Source organism: Dactylosporangium sp. NPDC048998, assembly GCF_043197855.1.
Classification (GTDB): domain Bacteria; phylum Actinomycetota; class Actinomycetes; order Mycobacteriales; family Micromonosporaceae; genus Dactylosporangium.
Map to the genome: position 1 here is coordinate 424,271 of NZ_JBICTV010000002.1, position 15,270 is coordinate 439,540.

General features: G+C 71.4%; 14 protein-coding genes and 1 pseudogene. 7 read left to right on the forward strand and 8 right to left on the reverse strand.

The features are described from left to right. Nucleotides 1-34: 34 nt before the first annotated feature. Nucleotides 35-859: a hypothetical protein gene (locus ACGFI8_RS05985; RefSeq protein WP_392800586.1), complete on the forward strand. Its 825-nt coding sequence runs from the start codon at nucleotides 35-37 to the stop codon at nucleotides 857-859. A gap of 311 nt (nucleotides 860-1,170) precedes the next feature. Here the strand turns inward: ACGFI8_RS05985 and ACGFI8_RS05990 are convergent, their stop codons facing one another. Then, nucleotides 1,171-1,854 (reverse strand): response regulator transcription factor, encoded by a 684-nt coding sequence (locus ACGFI8_RS05990; protein ID WP_345123903.1) that lies wholly within the window; start codon nucleotides 1,852-1,854, stop codon nucleotides 1,171-1,173. 77 nt (nucleotides 1,855-1,931) lie between these two features. After that, nucleotides 1,932-2,978: pseudogene (locus tag ACGFI8_RS05995) on the reverse strand (sensor histidine kinase); the annotation flags it as partial. A gap of 206 nt (nucleotides 2,979-3,184) precedes the next feature. Here ACGFI8_RS05995 and phoU point away from each other — a divergent pair. Continuing rightward, the gene (gene phoU, locus ACGFI8_RS06000) at nucleotides 3,185-3,841 is read left to right on the forward strand and encodes a phosphate signaling complex protein PhoU (protein WP_392800589.1); all 657 of its coding nucleotides are present in this window, start codon (nucleotides 3,185-3,187) and stop codon (nucleotides 3,839-3,841) included. Nucleotides 3,842-3,907: 66 nt separating this feature from the next. On the opposite strand, the gene ACGFI8_RS06005 is transcribed toward phoU, so the two are convergent. Then, nucleotides 3,908-4,660 carry a phosphoglyceromutase gene (locus tag ACGFI8_RS06005; RefSeq protein WP_392800592.1) on the reverse strand — a complete coding sequence of 251 codons (753 nt, stop codon included), beginning with the start codon at nucleotides 4,658-4,660 and terminating at the stop codon, nucleotides 3,908-3,910. 147 nt (nucleotides 4,661-4,807) lie between these two features. Between ACGFI8_RS06005 and ACGFI8_RS06010 the strand changes: the two genes are divergently transcribed. The 3 genes from ACGFI8_RS06010 to ACGFI8_RS06020 are packed head-to-tail and all read left to right on the forward strand — an operon-like array spanning nucleotide 4,808 to nucleotide 7,693. Then, a complete protein-coding gene (locus tag ACGFI8_RS06010) occupies nucleotides 4,808-6,064 on the forward strand; it encodes an MDR family MFS transporter (RefSeq protein ID WP_392800595.1) in 1,257 nt (418 codons plus the stop codon). Nucleotides 6,065-6,098: 34 nt separating this feature from the next. Beyond that, nucleotides 6,099-7,325, forward strand: a complete 1,227-nt coding sequence (locus tag ACGFI8_RS06015; RefSeq protein ID WP_392800597.1) for an MDR family MFS transporter — start codon at nucleotides 6,099-6,101, stop codon at nucleotides 7,323-7,325. A gap of 44 nt (nucleotides 7,326-7,369) precedes the next feature. Then, nucleotides 7,370-7,693, forward strand: a complete 324-nt coding sequence (locus ACGFI8_RS06020) for an STAS domain-containing protein (RefSeq protein WP_392800599.1) — start codon at nucleotides 7,370-7,372, stop codon at nucleotides 7,691-7,693. Between the two features lie 176 nt (nucleotides 7,694-7,869). On the opposite strand, the gene ACGFI8_RS06025 is transcribed toward ACGFI8_RS06020, so the two are convergent. The 4 genes from ACGFI8_RS06025 to mshA all read right to left on the reverse strand — a co-directional run bounded on the left by ACGFI8_RS06025 (nucleotide 7,870) and on the right by mshA (nucleotide 12,502). Continuing rightward, entirely contained in the window at nucleotides 7,870-8,871 is a 1,002-nt protein-coding gene (locus tag ACGFI8_RS06025) for an alpha/beta hydrolase family protein (RefSeq protein ID WP_392800602.1), read from the reverse strand. A 330-nt stretch (nucleotides 8,872-9,201) separates the two neighbouring features. Further along, entirely contained in the window at nucleotides 9,202-10,692 is a 1,491-nt protein-coding gene (locus ACGFI8_RS06030; protein WP_392800604.1) for an ArnT family glycosyltransferase, read from the reverse strand. A gap of 14 nt (nucleotides 10,693-10,706) precedes the next feature. After that, a complete protein-coding gene (locus tag ACGFI8_RS06035) occupies nucleotides 10,707-11,204 on the reverse strand; it encodes a YbjN domain-containing protein (protein ID WP_392800607.1) in 498 nt (165 codons plus the stop codon). Further along, a complete protein-coding gene (gene mshA, locus ACGFI8_RS06040) occupies nucleotides 11,201-12,502 on the reverse strand; it encodes a D-inositol-3-phosphate glycosyltransferase (protein ID WP_392800609.1) in 1,302 nt (433 codons plus the stop codon). The genes ACGFI8_RS06035 and mshA overlap by 4 nt, the downstream gene beginning before the upstream one ends. A 125-nt stretch (nucleotides 12,503-12,627) precedes the next feature. On the opposite strand from mshA, the gene ACGFI8_RS06045 reads away from it, so the two are divergent. Both ACGFI8_RS06045 and ACGFI8_RS06050 read left to right on the forward strand, forming a co-directional pair. Continuing rightward, nucleotides 12,628-13,395 (forward strand): SDR family oxidoreductase, encoded by a 768-nt coding sequence (locus ACGFI8_RS06045; protein WP_392800612.1) that lies wholly within the window; start codon nucleotides 12,628-12,630, stop codon nucleotides 13,393-13,395. Nucleotides 13,396-13,402: 7 nt separating this feature from the next. Beyond that, nucleotides 13,403-14,149, forward strand: a complete 747-nt coding sequence (locus ACGFI8_RS06050) for a class I SAM-dependent methyltransferase (protein WP_392800614.1) — start codon at nucleotides 13,403-13,405, stop codon at nucleotides 14,147-14,149. A 57-nt stretch (nucleotides 14,150-14,206) separates the two neighbouring features. On the opposite strand, the gene ACGFI8_RS06055 is transcribed toward ACGFI8_RS06050, so the two are convergent. Then, nucleotides 14,207-15,241 (reverse strand): UDP-N-acetylmuramate dehydrogenase, encoded by a 1,035-nt coding sequence (locus ACGFI8_RS06055; protein ID WP_392800617.1) that lies wholly within the window; start codon nucleotides 15,239-15,241, stop codon nucleotides 14,207-14,209. Nucleotides 15,242-15,270 lie beyond the last annotated feature (29 nt).

Genomic DNA, 15,270 nt, shown 5'->3' on the forward strand with positions numbered 1-15,270 from the left:
GGCACCGTGTGCAGGACGGCGTAGGCTTCGTCAGATGGACATCCACGTCGAGGTCGAAGACCCGGACGACCCGCGCAGCCTCGAGGTCGACCTCGACTTCCCGCGGGAATGGATCGAGTTCGCCGACCCGGCCGACGCGGACCACCTGATCCGCGCCGACCTGACCTGGCTGCTGTCCAACTGGACGTGCGTCTACGGGCGCGGCTGCCACGGCATCATCGAGGGCCGCGAGGAGGAGGGCTGCTGCTCGCACGGCGCCTTCTTCACCGACGACGACGACCAGGAGCGCGTGCGCGCCGCGGTGAAGAAGCTGACCCCGGAAACCTGGCAGTACTACCGCCGGGGCTTCAAGCGGTACACCGAATCGGACACCCTCGACGGCAAGAACAAGGCCCTGCGCACCGCGACCCGCCCGGGCGGCGGCTGCGTCTTCCAGAACGACCCCGGCTTCCCGGGCGGCGGCGGCTGCGCCCTGCACGGCCAGGCGCTACGCGACGGCGTGCACCCGCTGGAATACAAGCCGGATGTCTGCTGGCAGCTGCCGGTCCGCCGCGACCAGGACTGGCGCAAGCGCCCGGACGGCACCAAGGTGCTGGTCTCCACGCTCGGCGAGTTCGACCGCCGCGGCTGGGGCGAGGGCGGCCATGACCTGCACTGGTGGTGCACCTCGTCGCCGGAGGCACACGTCGGCTCGCAGCGGCTCTACCAGGAGTACGAGCCGGAGCTGACGGCGCTGATCGGCAAGGCGGCATACGCCCGGCTGGCCGAGCTGTGCGCGGCGCGCGCCGACCAGGGCATGATCGCCGAGCACCCCGCGACGACGGCGGCGCGAAAACTCATCCCCATCCGCCCCGTCTGAGCGGGATCGGGAGCGGCGCGCCCGGCCACCAGGGAGTAGCCGCCGTCGACGTCCGGCTGGTCGGCCTCAGCCGGGAGCAGCCGCCACGCTGGTCGCTGGAGTCGGTCCCTGGAGCAGGAGACGATCGCGCTCAGCGGGACCGTCCTGTTCGTCCGCCGCGATCCCGAAAATGCCAGCTACGACGTGATCATCACATATGAGACGAGCAAGCTCGTGGGGCGCGCGATTCGCGGTTACGTCCTGCGCCGCGAGATGGAGGAGCGCAGGCGTAACCGCGAATCGGTGGCGAATGCCGGCTGAGGCGGCTCGATTTACGGCTCGAACTTGTAGCCCAGGCCGCGCACGGTGACGATGTACCGCGGCGCCGAGGGCTCCGGCTCGATCTTCGAGCGCAGCCGCTTGACGTGCACGTCGAGGGTCTTGGTGTCGCCCACGTAGTCGGCGCCCCAGACGCGGTCGATCAGCTGGCCGCGGGTCAGCACCCGGCCTGCGTTGCGCAGCAGCAGCTCGAGCAGCTCGAACTCCTTCAGCGGCAGCTGGACGGCGTCGCCGGCGACGGTGACGACGTGCCGGTCGACGTCCATGCGGACCGGGCCGGCCGACAGCGTCGGCGGGGCCAGTTCGCCGACGGCGTCGACCTGGCGGCGCAGCACCGCACGGATGCGGGCCACCAGCTCGCGCGGCGAGTACGGCTTGGTGACGTAGTCGTCGGCGCCGATCTCCAGGCCGACCACCTTGTCGATCTCGCTGTCCCGTGCGGTGATCATGATGATCGGGACGTTGGACTTCTGCCGCATCTGCCGGCACACCTCGGTGCCCGACATCTCGGGCAGCATCAGGTCGAGCAGGACGATGTCCGCGCCGGTGCGGTCGAACTCTGTCAGGGCCTCGGTGCCGGTCGCCGCGATGGAGACCTCGAAGCCCTCGCGACGGAGCATGTACGACAACGGGTCGGAGATCGACTCTTCATCCTCGACCACGAGTACGCGCGCCAACGTGCTGTCCTTTCGTAGCTGCCGGGGAGCACCATTGCGCTGCGAACCGCGGGCTGGAGATTGCTGTTGCATAACGATCATGGGGCCCCTCCGATCTCAACTGACGGCGGTAGCGACAACGCGGCCTCCGTCGGACGCGAGGGCAGCCGCAACGTGAACGTCGAACCAACTCCAACGGCGCTGGTCACCGTGACACGGCCGCCGTGGTTGGTCGAGATGTGTTTGACGATCGCGAGGCCCAGCCCGGTGCCGCCGGTGGCCCGGGAGCGCGCCCGATCGGCGCGGTAGAACCGCTCGAAGATCCGGTCGATGTCACGCGGCTCGATGCCGATGCCCTGGTCGGCGACGGCGATCTCCACGTAGCCATTGTCCTCGCTCGTGGTGACGGTGACCGTGGTCTGCTCCGGCGAGTACGCGATGGCGTTCTCCACCAGGTTGACCACCGCGGTCACGAGCTGGTTCTCGTTGCCGTAGACGGTCAGCCCGCGCACACCCTGGAAGCGCAGCTCGATCTTCTTGGCCGAGGCGGGGGTCTTGGCCCGGTCCAGCACCTCGGCGGTGATCTTGTCGACGTCGACCGGCTCCGGCTCGGGCAGCGGCTCCGCGCCCTGCAGCCGGGACAGCTCCAGCAGCTCGGAGACGAGCCGGCCGAGCCGGGATGACTCGTGCTTGATCCGCTCGGCGAAGCGGATGGCGGCGGCCGGGTCCTTGTCGGTGGCGTCCAGCAGCGCCTCGGCGAGCAGCTGCAGCGCGCCGACGGGCGTCTTGAGCTCGTGGCTCACGTTGGCGACGAAGTCCCGGCGCACGCGGGCGACCCGGTGGGACTCGGTGACGTCGGCCGCCTCGATCGCGACCCGCCCGCCGTCGAGCGCGACCGCGCGAACGTTGACCCCGAGCGGCTCACCGTGCGTGAGGCGGGGCAGGTCCAGCTCGACGACGCGGGTGATGCCCGTGCGGCGGACCTGACCGGCGAGGGTGCGCACGATCGTGTGCGCCTCGTCGGCGGGCGCGGTGCCGGCGCCCTGACGCTGCCGGATGAGGCCCATCTCGCGCGCCGCCGCGTTGGCGAGCACGGGCTTGTCGGCCTCGTCGAGCACGAGCACCCCGACTTGCAGGACGTCGAGGACGTCGCTCATCGCCGGACCCTCGGCCCTCGACTGCCGGAACTTCCAATCCACGATCCGATGGTAGGAGACCCGTTATCGCATCCAGAGCACACAGAGGCACGAATCGGGCTCACGACGCCCAGAGTTCACCCTGCTGGCGGTCACTGTTCATCGGTTCGTCCAGCTTGGGGCCCTACGGTGAGGTACAAAACGATTGGAGCACTATGCGCGACGAATACCGGGCCGATCTCCTGCAGGTCAACAAGCTGCTGGTGTGGATGGCCGACGCGGTGCGCTCGGCCATGCGCCGCGCGACCAATGCCCTGCTCAACGCCGACCAGACGGACGCGGAAGAGGTCATCGCCCGCGACGCCGAGGTCAACGCGCTCTACCGGCTGGTCGAGGACAAGGTGTACGACCTGTGCGCCCGCCAGGCTCCGGTCGCCTCCGATCTGCGGGTCGTGCTGACCGCCCTCCACCTGGCCGCCGACCTGGAGCGGATGGGCGACCTGGCCGACCATGTCGCGAAAACCGCGCTGCGCCGCCACCCGGCGCGGGCCGTGCCGGAGCCGCTGGTCGAGACGTTCGAGCAGATGGGCGTGGTCGCCGACCGCATCGCCGGCAAGATCTCCAGCGCCATCTCCAACCTCGACGTGGTCGCCGCCGGCCAGCTCGAGCGCGACGACGACGCGATGGACAAGCTGCACACGGACCTGTTCGGGATCATGTTCGGGCCGAAGTGGACCGAGGACACCGAGGCCGCCGTCGACTCGGCGCTGCTCGGGCGCTTCTACGAGCGGTACGCCGACCACGCCGTCAACGCCGGCCGGCACGTGGTGTTCCTCGTCACCGGCGAGAACCTGGATAGCCGCGAGCAGTGAACAGCAAGGGAGGGGCCAACCGGTCTGGTTGGCCCCTCCCTTCGTCGCACTAAGACCAGCGCAGACCTACCGGCCCTGGTTGGCCACCGCCGCGGCGGCCTCCTTGGCCGCCTCCGGGTCCAGGTACGTGCCGCCGGCCGTGATCGGCTTGAGCGAGGCGTCCAGGTCGTACCGCAGCGGGATGCCCGTCGGGATGTTGAGCTTGGCGATCGCCTCGTCGGAGATGCCGTCGAGGTGCTTCACGAGCGCGCGCAGCGAGTTGCCGTGCGCCGCGACCAGCACGGTCTTGCCGTCGAGCAGCTGCGGCACGATCCGGTCGTACCAGTACGGCAGCATCCGCGCGACGACGTCCTTGAGGCACTCGGTCTTCGGCCGCAGCTCCGGCGGCAGCGTCGCGTAGCGCGGGTCGCCCGCCTGCGACCACTCGTCGTCATCGGCGATGGGCGGCGGTGGCGTGTCGTACGAGCGGCGCCAGAGCATGAACTGCTCCTCGCCGAACTCGTCCAGCGTCTGCTTCTTGTTCTTGCCCTGCAGGGCGCCGTAGTGCCGCTCGTTGAGCCGCCAGCTGCGCTGGACGGGAATCCAGTGCCGGTCGGCGGTGTGCAGGGCGATCTCGCTGGTACGGATGGCACGGCGCAGCACTGACGTGTGCACCACATCCGGCAGGAGACCGGACTCACGGATCAGCTCGCCGCCCCGACGGGCCTCGGCCTCTCCCTGGGCGCTGAGGTCCACGTCGACCCAGCCGGTGAACAGGTTTTTGGCGTTCCACTCGCTCTCACCGTGCCGCAAGAGCACCAGTGTCCCGACTTCGCTCATTCGTCCTCCGCTTCGCTCCGGCCGCCTGAGCCAGACTGCGCCTATGATGAGCGGCCCCTCCGCTGCGCTGCGGACCGCTCATGAACCCATCCTCCCGCACCGAATGGCTTCGACATCACACGGCTCCGGGTGTAAGGATGCGAAACCGTGCCAGTCATTACGGGGAAACATCGGCTGCCGGGTCAGTTCTGGGTGTTGTGGACCGCGACGCTGGTCAACCGGGCCGGCGGGTTCGTCATCGTCTTCCTGACCATCTACCTGACCACCCAGCGCGGCTTCAGCGCGTCCGCGGCCGGCCTCGTGGTCGGCCTCTACGGCGTCGGCGGCGCAATCGGCGTCACCGCCGGCGGGTACCTCGCCGACCACTGGGGCCGCCGCCCGGCCGCCCTGCTCGCGCTCGGCTCGTCTTCCGTGTTCATGCTCGTCCTCGGCCTGGTCCGCGGCCCGGTCGCGATCACGGTCGCCGCCATGCTGCTCGGGATGGCCGCCGAGGCGGCCCGCCCGGCGTTGGCCGCGATGATCGCCGACATCGTGCCGAGCGGCGAGCGGATGCGCGCGTTCAGCACGTACTACTGGGCGATCAACCTGGGCTTCGCGATCTCCGCGATCGTGGCCGGCTTCGCCGCGAATGCCGGGTACTTCGCGCTCTTCGCCGGCGACGCTGCCACCACCGCGGCCGCCGCACTGCTGATCGCATGGCGCATCCGCGAGACCCGCCCGTCCGTCGAGCACGCCCGGGAGCACGAAGGCTCATCGAGCCAGACCGGGCGAGGGGGCGGCATCCGCACGATCCTGCGGGACCGGGTCTTCCTCGGCTTCGTCGCCTGCAACCTGCTGATCGCGCTCGTCATGCTCCAGCACCTGTCGATGCTGCCGCTGGCAATGATCTCCGACGGGCTCTCCACCCGGACGTATGGCCTGGTCATCGCGCTCAACGGCATCCTCATCGTGGCCGGGCAGATGGGGGTGAGCCGAGTGCTGGCCAACCGCCGCCCCGCGCTGGTCATGCCGGTGTCGGCCGTGGTGATCGGCGTCGGCTTCGGGCTCACGGCCTTCGCGCACACCCCGATCGCGTACGCCGGGACCGTCCTGGTCTGGACCGCCGGCGAGATGCTCAACGCGCCGTCCAACGCGGCCCTGGTCGCCGGCCTGTCCCCGGTCGCCATGCGCGGGCGGTACCAGGGCGCGTTCGGCCTGTCCTGGCAGGTCGCGTCGTTCCTCGCACCCACGCTGGGCGGCGCGGTGCGCGAGAGCGACCACGGCGGCAACACGGCGCTGTGGCTGAGCTGCCTGGGCGCGACCCTCGTCGCCGCGGCCTGGAGCCTGCTCTCCGCGCCCGCGCGCGAACGGCGGGTGGCCGCCCTGGCCACCGCGGCAGAGGAGAACGCGCTGGTTAAGATCTAACTGTTAAGCACATTAACTAAAGAGGAGCTGGCGCGTGCGCAACTGGTACCGGTCCACGATCGGCGGGCTTCCCGGCCTCTACTGGTACCTCTGGACCGGCATGCTGATCAATCGCGTCGGCGGCTTCGTCGCGCTGGTCCTTTCGCTGTACCTCACCTCCGCCCGCCACCTGGCCCTGCCCGTCGCCGGCCTGGTGGTCGGCGTGTACGGCATCGGCGGCATCGCGGGCGTGCTGCTCGGCGGCGTGCTGGCCGACCGGTGGGGCCGCCGCCCGACGCTGCTGCTCGCCCACTTCGGCGCCGTGGCCGTGCTCGCGGGCCTCACGCTCGCCCGGCCCATCCCGGCCATCGCCGTGCTGGCGGCGCTGCTCGGCCTCATGCACGCGATGCCCGGCCCGGCCTTCGTCGCCGCCATCGTCGACGTGACCCCGGCCGACGACCGCAGCCGCGCGTTCAACCTGCAGTTCTGGGCGTTCAACCTGGGCATGGCGGTCGCGTCGGTGCTGGCCGGGGCGCTCGCCGAGGTGAGCTTCACGCTGCTGTTCGCCGTGGACGCGAGCGGCACGCTGGTGACGGCGCTGCTGATCCTGTGGAAGGTGCGCGAGACCCGACCGGCCCGGCGGGCCACGCAGGTCCCCTCGGGCGGCCTGCACACGGCGCTGACCGACCGGGCGTACATGCTCTTTGTCGGGCTGTCGCTGCTGCTGGCGATCCTTTCCACGCAGACCTCGACGATCCTGCCGCTGGCGATCACCGCCGACGGGCTGCGGCCGTCGGTCTACGGGGCGGTCGTCGCCTACGCCGCGCTGCTCATCGTCATCGGCCAGCTCTTCGTGCCACGGCTGATCGACCGCTGGCGCAAGGGCACCGCACTCGCCGTCGCCAACATCTTCCTCGGCCTGGGCTTCGCCGCGGTCTCCCTCGCCGACGGTGTACTGGGCTACCTCGCCGCGGCGACCGTATGGACCGTCGGCTCGATGATCGCCGCCCCGCCGAACGCCGCCGTCATCGCGGAACTGTCCCCGGCGGAGCTGCGCGGGCGGTACCAGAGCGTGTTCTACCTGACCTTCCCGGCGGCGAGCTTCATCGCGCCCGCGGCCGGCGGGGTGAGCCTGCAGTACCTCGGCGACTGGCACTGGGTCGTGTGCGGCGCCCTCGGCCTGGTGGCCGCGGCCGGCCACCTGTTGGTCCAGCCCGCGCGCGAGCGCCGGGTGGCGGAGCAACTGAAGGCGGAAAGGTTTGCGGTGCCCGTCGCCGGGTAGGGCCGCCGTTCCTGCTTGAGGTGCCGGACGGGAGGAGGCGGGACTTGGACGGCTTGTCCGCGACCCTGGAGCCCACGCCGCCGGACACGGTCGTCATCCGGCTCGCCGGCGAACTGGACCTCGCCACCCGGGAGCAGGTGACCGAGGCCGTTCGTGCCGTGCTCCCTACCTTCCGCCCCGACGCCCTGGTCCTGGATCTGCACGAGGTGACGCTGCTGGACTCGGCGGGCATCGGCGCCCTGGTGAGCTGCTGGAAGCTCGCGAACGGCGCGGGCTGCACGCTGCGGCTGCGCAACCCGCGCCCGCTCGCCTACGCCCAGCTCGAGCTCACCGGCCTGCTGGACGTGTTCGCGCTGCCGCGCGCCTGAGCCTCGCCGGTCTGCTCGACGCGTTCGCGCCGCCGCGCGCCTGAGCCACGCTGGCGTATGCCCAGCTTGAGCCCACCGGCCTGCTGGACGCGTTTGCGCCGCCGTGCCCCGAACCGCACATTTACGAAATGTCGGAAATATCCGGACGCGCCAGCGTCTGGATATTTCCGAGTCGTTCAGAGCGTGCCGTCGTACTTCGCCGCGCCGCTCACCGTGGCGTCCGCGCGCAGGCGGGAGCGGGCCGCCGAGTCGCCGTACAGGCTGTAGCGGAAGAAGTCGAGCATCGTGCGGCTCACCGCGGTCGCGGCCGGGGTCGAGCCCCACAGCGACGCGCCGTGGTCGCCGCCGAGCAGTGTCAGGAACGCCTTCGGCCACGTGCAGCCGTCGTAGAGCGAGCGGCCGCTGCTGTACGGCACGGTCGCGTCCGCGTCGCCGTGGACGAAGAGCACCGGGGTGGCCGCGCCGGAGAGCTTGCCGCCCATCGAGCCGCCCGAGACGATGATCGCGCCCTTGAGGCGGGCGTCCCGAGTGCCGCCCGACAGCAGGCCGGCGGTGGTGTACCCGCCCGCCGAGTGGCCGGCGGCGCCGACGCGCGAGGTCTCGATGTGCCCGGCCAGCGGGGAGCCGGCCCGCGTGTCGAGCTTGAGGACCTCGGTGATGACGGCCGAGGCGTCCGCGGGCTGGTTGGCCATGTCGTTCTGGTTGAACGGGTCGGCCTTGTCGTTGGTGAAGGGGTACGCCGGGGCCGCCACCACGAACCCGGCCGCCGCGATCTTCTGGGTCACGCCCTGGTAGCCCTCCGGCGAGCCGTGCAGCCCGTGGCTCCACAGCACCAGCGGGAACCGCCCGGCGGCCTTCGGGTACAGCACCATCGTGCGCAGCGTCCGCCCGGAGCGGGTGAAGGTGAACTGGCTGACCTCGACGGCGAACGTCTGCGTCGGCGCCTTGAGCGCCCCGGCCGCGGCCGTCGTCGTCGCGACGGACGGCGTGGCGCCGGCGGCGGACAGCCCGCCGGTCCCCATCTCCGCGGGGTCCCCGGCGGCGTCGACCAGGTCCCCGGAGGCCGCCACGACCGGCGACTCGACCGAGCCCGGGATTTCACCGTTGGCGGCCTTGCCACCACACCCGGCGAGCACCGGCAGGAGGAGGGCGGCGATCAGCAGACGACGCGCGCGCACGCTTCGCATGCGAGGAAATTACGGGGATCGAGACCGGCACGTCTTTACGCGTGCCTTAATTTTCGACGCTCGCACCGGCGGCAGCGGGTGGCGTGCACCCCCAGTCCACGACACCCGCTCTGCTGCGATCCGAAGACCGCGCGTGCCGCCGGTTGGCGGTGACGCGCCCCGCCCGGACACATCACCGCGAGTGGGCCTTTCGGCCCGGAACACCCCCGCCGCTCCCCAACTTCAGGAATCGTCGGATCCAAAGACGACGGTACGCGGCGGCCGAATCGACCGACAAGTAAACGCACTGTCGGCTCCCTCACACAATGGAAATAATCGAAATCAATCGAAATGTTGGAGGCTCGGCCACAGCTCAGCCCAAGTGCCCTTCCGGTCGCGGCACACGAAGACGCGAGCTTTTTGCTCCTCGTTGTCGACGCCGTAACCGTTGTCGAGCTTGGCCTTCTCCACGCACGAGCCGAATGCCGGCGAGCGGGTCGGGTCGCCCTGCGAGACGAGCACCACGACCGTCGCGGACTCGGGCGGCGGACCGAGGTACCACAGCTCGTTCTGTCCACTGTAGACATCGGGCAGGCCGAGCGGCTTGCCGTAGCGGTCCAGCGAGCCGGCCTCGCCGTAGTTGCCGGCCAGCAGCACGGTTTGCGGCTTGTCTTCGGCCGGCAGGTCGTCGTAGACCGCCTTGACCTGGGCCACGTACCGCGGCCAGCCGATCTCGTCCGAGATGCCCTGGTTCATCGCCGGGATCGGGGTCCGGCCCACGACGTCGATCGGCAGCACCGGCAGCGAGGAGACCAGCGCCACCCCGCAGTTGACGACGACGCCCGCGCCGAGCAGCCAGGGGCGTGCGCCGCCGCGGGCGACCCAGCGCGCGGTCGGCACGGCGCCGACCGCGAACAGGGCGGCCAGGAGGCCGAAGCTGTAGTACGGCTGGCCGGCGACCACGAACAGCAGCACGAGCATCAGCGGGTAGGCGACGGCGAGCGCGCGCACCGGGCGCAGTTCGGGCCGGCGCAGCAGGGTCACGATCCCGGCGACCCACACCGGTACGAAGAACGGGCCGAGCCACAGCAACTGCAGCGGCACCAGCGTGATGCGGGCGTCGTCGCCCTTGTTCTCGGCGAGCGCGCTCGCCATGGAGATCTGCGGGAAGTCGTTGGCGATCTGGTACAGCAGGTTGGGCAGCCCGACCACGACCGCGATCGCCGCGCCGGCCCACAGCCACTTCGACAGCAGCACGCGGCGCGGACCGGCGATCAGCAGCCCGGCGGCGAAGGTCAGCAGCAGCAGGATCACGAGGTGCTTGTTGTAGAGCGCGAGGCCGGCGAACAGCCCGGCCAGCAGGAAGTACCGCGGCCGGTCCTGCAGCAGGGCGCGCATCAGGCACAGGATGACGAGCAGCCACATCACCAGGTCGGGCGCGGAGGTGAGCGTGATGTGCCCGGCCACGAGCGGGAAGGTGGTCCACACCCCGGCGGCGGCAAGGGTCTGCGCGAGCGCGCCGCCGCCCGCCTCCCGCGCCACGAGGGCGAGCAGGATCGCGGCGCCCGCGACGAACAGCAGGCCCGGGATGCGGATCGCCCAGACCGTGTCGCCGAAGATGTCGATGCACAGCCGCACCATCAGCGGGGTGAACGGAGGCTGGTCGACGTAGCCCCACTTGGGATTCGCGCCGACCATGCGGAAGTACAACTCGTCGCGATGGTAGTCATACCGGTTGATGGTGAGCAGCAGCATCAGCGCCGCCCCGACGGCGACCGCGCCCACGGGCTTCCAGGCGAGCGGCTGCCTGGCGATGGGAGATCTCTCGATCATTCCCAACAATGTAGCTAAGCGGGTCTATTCACGAAGTCCGTGAAGGCCCGGAGATTGTCCAGCGGCTCGCCGCGCTTGACGCGCCACTCCCACTCGCGGCGGATCGCCGAGCCGAAGCCGATCTCCAGCATCGGGTCGAAGCTCTCGTCGGCGTACGTGAGCACCGCGCCGAGCAGCCGGTCGAGCTCCTCCTCGGTCACGGCGTGCAGCGGCAGCCGTCCCACCAGGTAGACGTCCCCGTTGGCGTCGACGCTGAAGGCGACGCCGTACATCCGGGCGTTGCGCTGCAGCAGCCACTCCCAGAGGGCCTCGCGGTTCTCGTCGGGGTGGCGCATGACGAAGGCCTCGACGCGCAGCGCGTGCTCGCCGACGATGAGGTTGCAGTTGGTCTTCTGCTTGTGGGTGCCCGGCAGCGTCACGACGTACGAGTGCTCGCCGGTGCGGTCCCAGGCGATCTCGCGCTCCGCCGCGACGCGCTCGATGAGCGCGGAGATTTCGGACCTGTCCGTCATGCCGCGACCGCCTCCCGGTGGAACTCCAGCGCGTCGCGGTAGGCGGCCAGCAGGCCGCTCGCCGTGTGCGCCCACGAGAACTCCCGGGCGTGCCGCACCGCGCCGAGCGACAGCGCCGCCCGCCGGGCCGGCTCGGCCAGCAGCGGCCCGAGCACGGCCGCCCAGTCCGCCGGCCGGTGCGAGCCGACCAGCAGCCCCGACACGCCGTCGCGGACCGCGGTCACCAGCCCGCCGACGGACGCCGCGACGACCGGCGTGCCGCACGCCTGCGCCTCGATCGCGACCAGCCCGAACGACTCGTTGAAGCTCGGCACCGCGACGACGTCCACCGCTCGGAACAGGTCGGCGAGCGCGTCGCGCGGCTGGGGCTGCAGGAATCGCACGATGTCGGCGATGCCCAGATCGCGGGCGAGGTCCATGAGGGCGGTGGGCCGGTCCAGCCCCGAGCCGCTGGGCCCGCCGCAGATCACCACGAGCAGCTTCGGGTCGCGGGCGCGCAGCTCGGCGGCGGCGCGCAGCAGGACGTCGGGCGCCTTGAGCGGCTGGATGCGCCCCGCGAACGCGACGATGTGCGCGTCGGCGGGCAGGCCGAAGCGCTCCCGGGCGGCGAGCTTGCGGTGCGGCCGGGGCACGAACCGCTCGAGGTCCACGCCCGGCGGTACGACGGACACCTTGCGCGGGTCGGCGGAGTACAGCTCGATCAGGTCGTCGGCCTCGGCCGGCGTGTTGGCGACCAGGCCGTCGGCGGCCGCCACCACCTGCTCCTCGCCGATCACGCGGGCGATCGGCTCGGGCTTGTCCCCGTCGGCGAGCAGCTGGTTCTTGACCTTGGCCAGGGTGTGCGCGGTGTGCACCAGCGGCACGCCCCAGCGGTCCTTCGCGAGCCAGCCGACCTGTCCGGAGAGCCAGTAGTGCGAGTGGACCAGGTCGTACCAGCCGGACGGCCGGGCGGCCTCGGCGCGCAGCACGCCGCCGGTGAACGCGCACAGCTGCGCCGGCAGGTCCTCCTTCGCCAGCCCCTCGAACGGCCCGGCGACAACGTGGCGCACGTGGACCCCGGGTGCCATCTCCACCACGGGGGGCAGCTCGCTGGTGGTGGCCCGGGTGAAGATCTCCACCTCGACGCCGGCCCGGGCCAGCCGCTCGGCCACCTCGACGATGTACACGTTCATCCCGCCGGCGTCGCCGGTGCCCGGCTGGTCCAGCGGCGAGGTGTGCACCGACAGCGTGGCGACGCGTCTGGGGAGGGAACGGCGGGACTGCGGGGTGTGGCCGTGCAGCGAGTCGACCCGCGCCACGTCGTGCTCCTGTCTGTTGCCGGGTGGTTACATCTTCCCAACCGTCCATGTTCCCCCGTAGGCGGGCGTCTACCCACCGTTGCGTTGGTCACTGCGTTCCGGGCAACTTCGTGCAGGATGGCCACATGTCTACTCGTATCGCCGTCGTCACCGGCGCCTCCAGCGGCATCGGCGCCGCTACCGCCCGCCGCCTCGACGTCGAGGGCTTCCACGTGGTCGCCGTCGCCCGCCGCGAGGACCGGCTCAAGGACCTGGTGGGCACCCTCGCCTCCGCGACCGCCGTCGTCGCCGATGTGACCTCCGACGCTTCGGTCGCCGCCCTCGCCGACACCGTCGCCCGCCTGGCCGCCGAGCGCAACGCCATCGTCGAACTGCTGGTCAACAACGCGGGCGGGGCCATCGGCGCGGAGACGGTGGAGAACGCCGATCTGTCAGACTGGCAGTGGATGTTCGACGTCAACGTGCTCGGCACGGTCCGGGTCACCAAGGCCCTCCTGCCGCTGCTGGAGCACTCCGGCCGGGCCACGGTCGTGGTGCTGAGCTCGACCGCGGGCCTGATCGTCTACGAGGGCGGCGGCGGATACACGGCGGCCAAGCACGCCCAGACCGCGGTCGCCGAGACGCTGCGCCTGGAGCTCAACGGCCGCCCGATCCGGGTCGTCGAGATCGACCCCGGCATGGTCAGGACCGACGAGTTCGCCCTCAAGCGCTTCGAGGGCGACGCGGAGAAGGCCGCGGCGGTATACGCGGGCGTCGCCGAGCCGCTCGTCGCCGAGGACATCGCCGACTGCATCGCCTGGACGGCGACCCGGCCGCACCACGTCAACATCGATCGGCTCGTGGTCCGCCCGCTGGCCCAGGCCGCGCAGCACAAGGTGCACCGGGTCCTCTGAGGTCACCATGAGACCGGTCGGGTCGATCACGCGCGGTACCACGAACCCCAACCGCCTGCGCCGGGTCGACAACTGGATCGCCGCGACGCTCGGCGGGGTGCTCCGCCGGGCGCCGGACCCGCTCGTGGTCGACCTCGGCTACGGCGCCTCGCCGATCACCGCGATCGAGCTGCGGGCGCGCCTCGGCGTCCCGGTCGTCGGCCTGGAGATCGACCCGGAGCGCGTGGCGGCCGCGCAGCCGTACGCGACCCCGGATCTGCAGTTCCGCCTCGGCGGCTTCGAGCTGGCCGGCCTGCGCCCGACGCTGGTGCGCGCGTTCAACGTGCTGCGCCAGTACGACGAGGCCGACGTGCCCGCGGCCTGGGCGGCGATGACCGCGACGGGCGCCCTGCTGGTCGAGGGCACCTGCGACGAACTGGGCCGGCTGGCCGCGTGGGTGCTCGTCTCCCCCGCCGGCCCGCGCACCCTGACCCTGGCGAGCCGCCTCGCCAACTTGGACAATCCGGGCACGCTCGCGGAACGCCTCCCGAAGTGCCTGATCCACCACAACGTCCCCGGGGAGCGGATCCACGCCCTGCTGGCCGCGCTGGACGCCGGCTGGCGGGCGGCGGCCCCGCTGTCCGTCTTCGGCCCGCGCCAGCGCTGGCGCCGCGCGGTGGAGTCGGCCCGGGAGGCGGGCTGGCCGGTGCTCGACCGCCCGTCACGCTGGCGACTGGGCGAGATCACGGTGCCCTACGCGGCCGTCGCCCCATGAGGGCTCGCGGACATGTCCGCCACTCCGTGACGCGAGCGCATGATCGGTTGTGGCGGGCTACAGCGCGCAGTTCACCAGGACCGGCTCCGGATGCAGGTCGACGCCGAAGCGTGCGGAAACGCCCGCGCGGATCTCGCGGGCCAGGTCCAGCAGGGCCGCCGTCGTGCCGGTGCCGCGGTTGGTCAGGGCCAGGGTGTGCTTGCCGGACAGTGCCACCCCGCGCGCCGGGTCGCCCTGGCCCTTGGCGAAGCCGGCCCGCTCGATGAGCCACGCCGCGCTGAGCTTCACCGCGTCGCCGGCGGGCCACGACGGCGGGGTGCCGAGCTCGGCCGCCAGCTCGCGCACCCGCTCGAAGTCCGCGGCCGGGATGACCGGGTTGGTGAAGAAGGAGCCGACCGAATACGTGTCCGGGTCCGCCGGGTCGAGGACCATGCCCTTGCCGGCGCGAAGCTTCAGTACCGCCGCCCGTACCTCCTCCAGCGGCGCCGTCGCGCCCTGCTCCACCCCGAGCGCGCGGGCCAGCTCCGCGTACGCGATCGGCGTCGACTGCCCGGAGACGGCCAGCCGGAACGTCACCGCCAGCACCACGAACCGGGCGTTGTGCTTGAAGACGCTCGTGCGGTAGGCGAATGCGCACGCCGCCGCCGGCATGGTGACGATCTCGTCGCGCTCGCGGTCGTAGGCCCGGACCTCGGCGATGGTCTCGGCGACCTCCTGGCCGTAGGCGCCGACGTTCTGGATCGGGGTGGCGCCGGCCGAGCCGGGAATGCCCGACAGCGACTCGATGCCGGACCACCCGTTCGACACCGCCGTCGCGACGACGCCGTCCCATGGGTGACCGGCGGCAACCGTCAGGGTTACCACGCCGTCGTGAATCTCGACGCTCGTCCCGAGCTGACGCAGCAGGACGACGGTGCCGGGGAAGCCCTCGTCGGCGACCACGACGTTGCTGCCGCCGGCGAGGATCAGCTGGTCGCCGCCGGAGCGCAGGGCAGCGAGGGTCTCCGCCTCGGTGGTCGTCTCGATCAGGCGACCCGCTGGGCCGCCGAGGCGCAGGGTCGTGAACGCGGCAAGGGTGGCGGGTTCGGACACCGCACCAGCCTAAGCGGTGCCCTAATCTT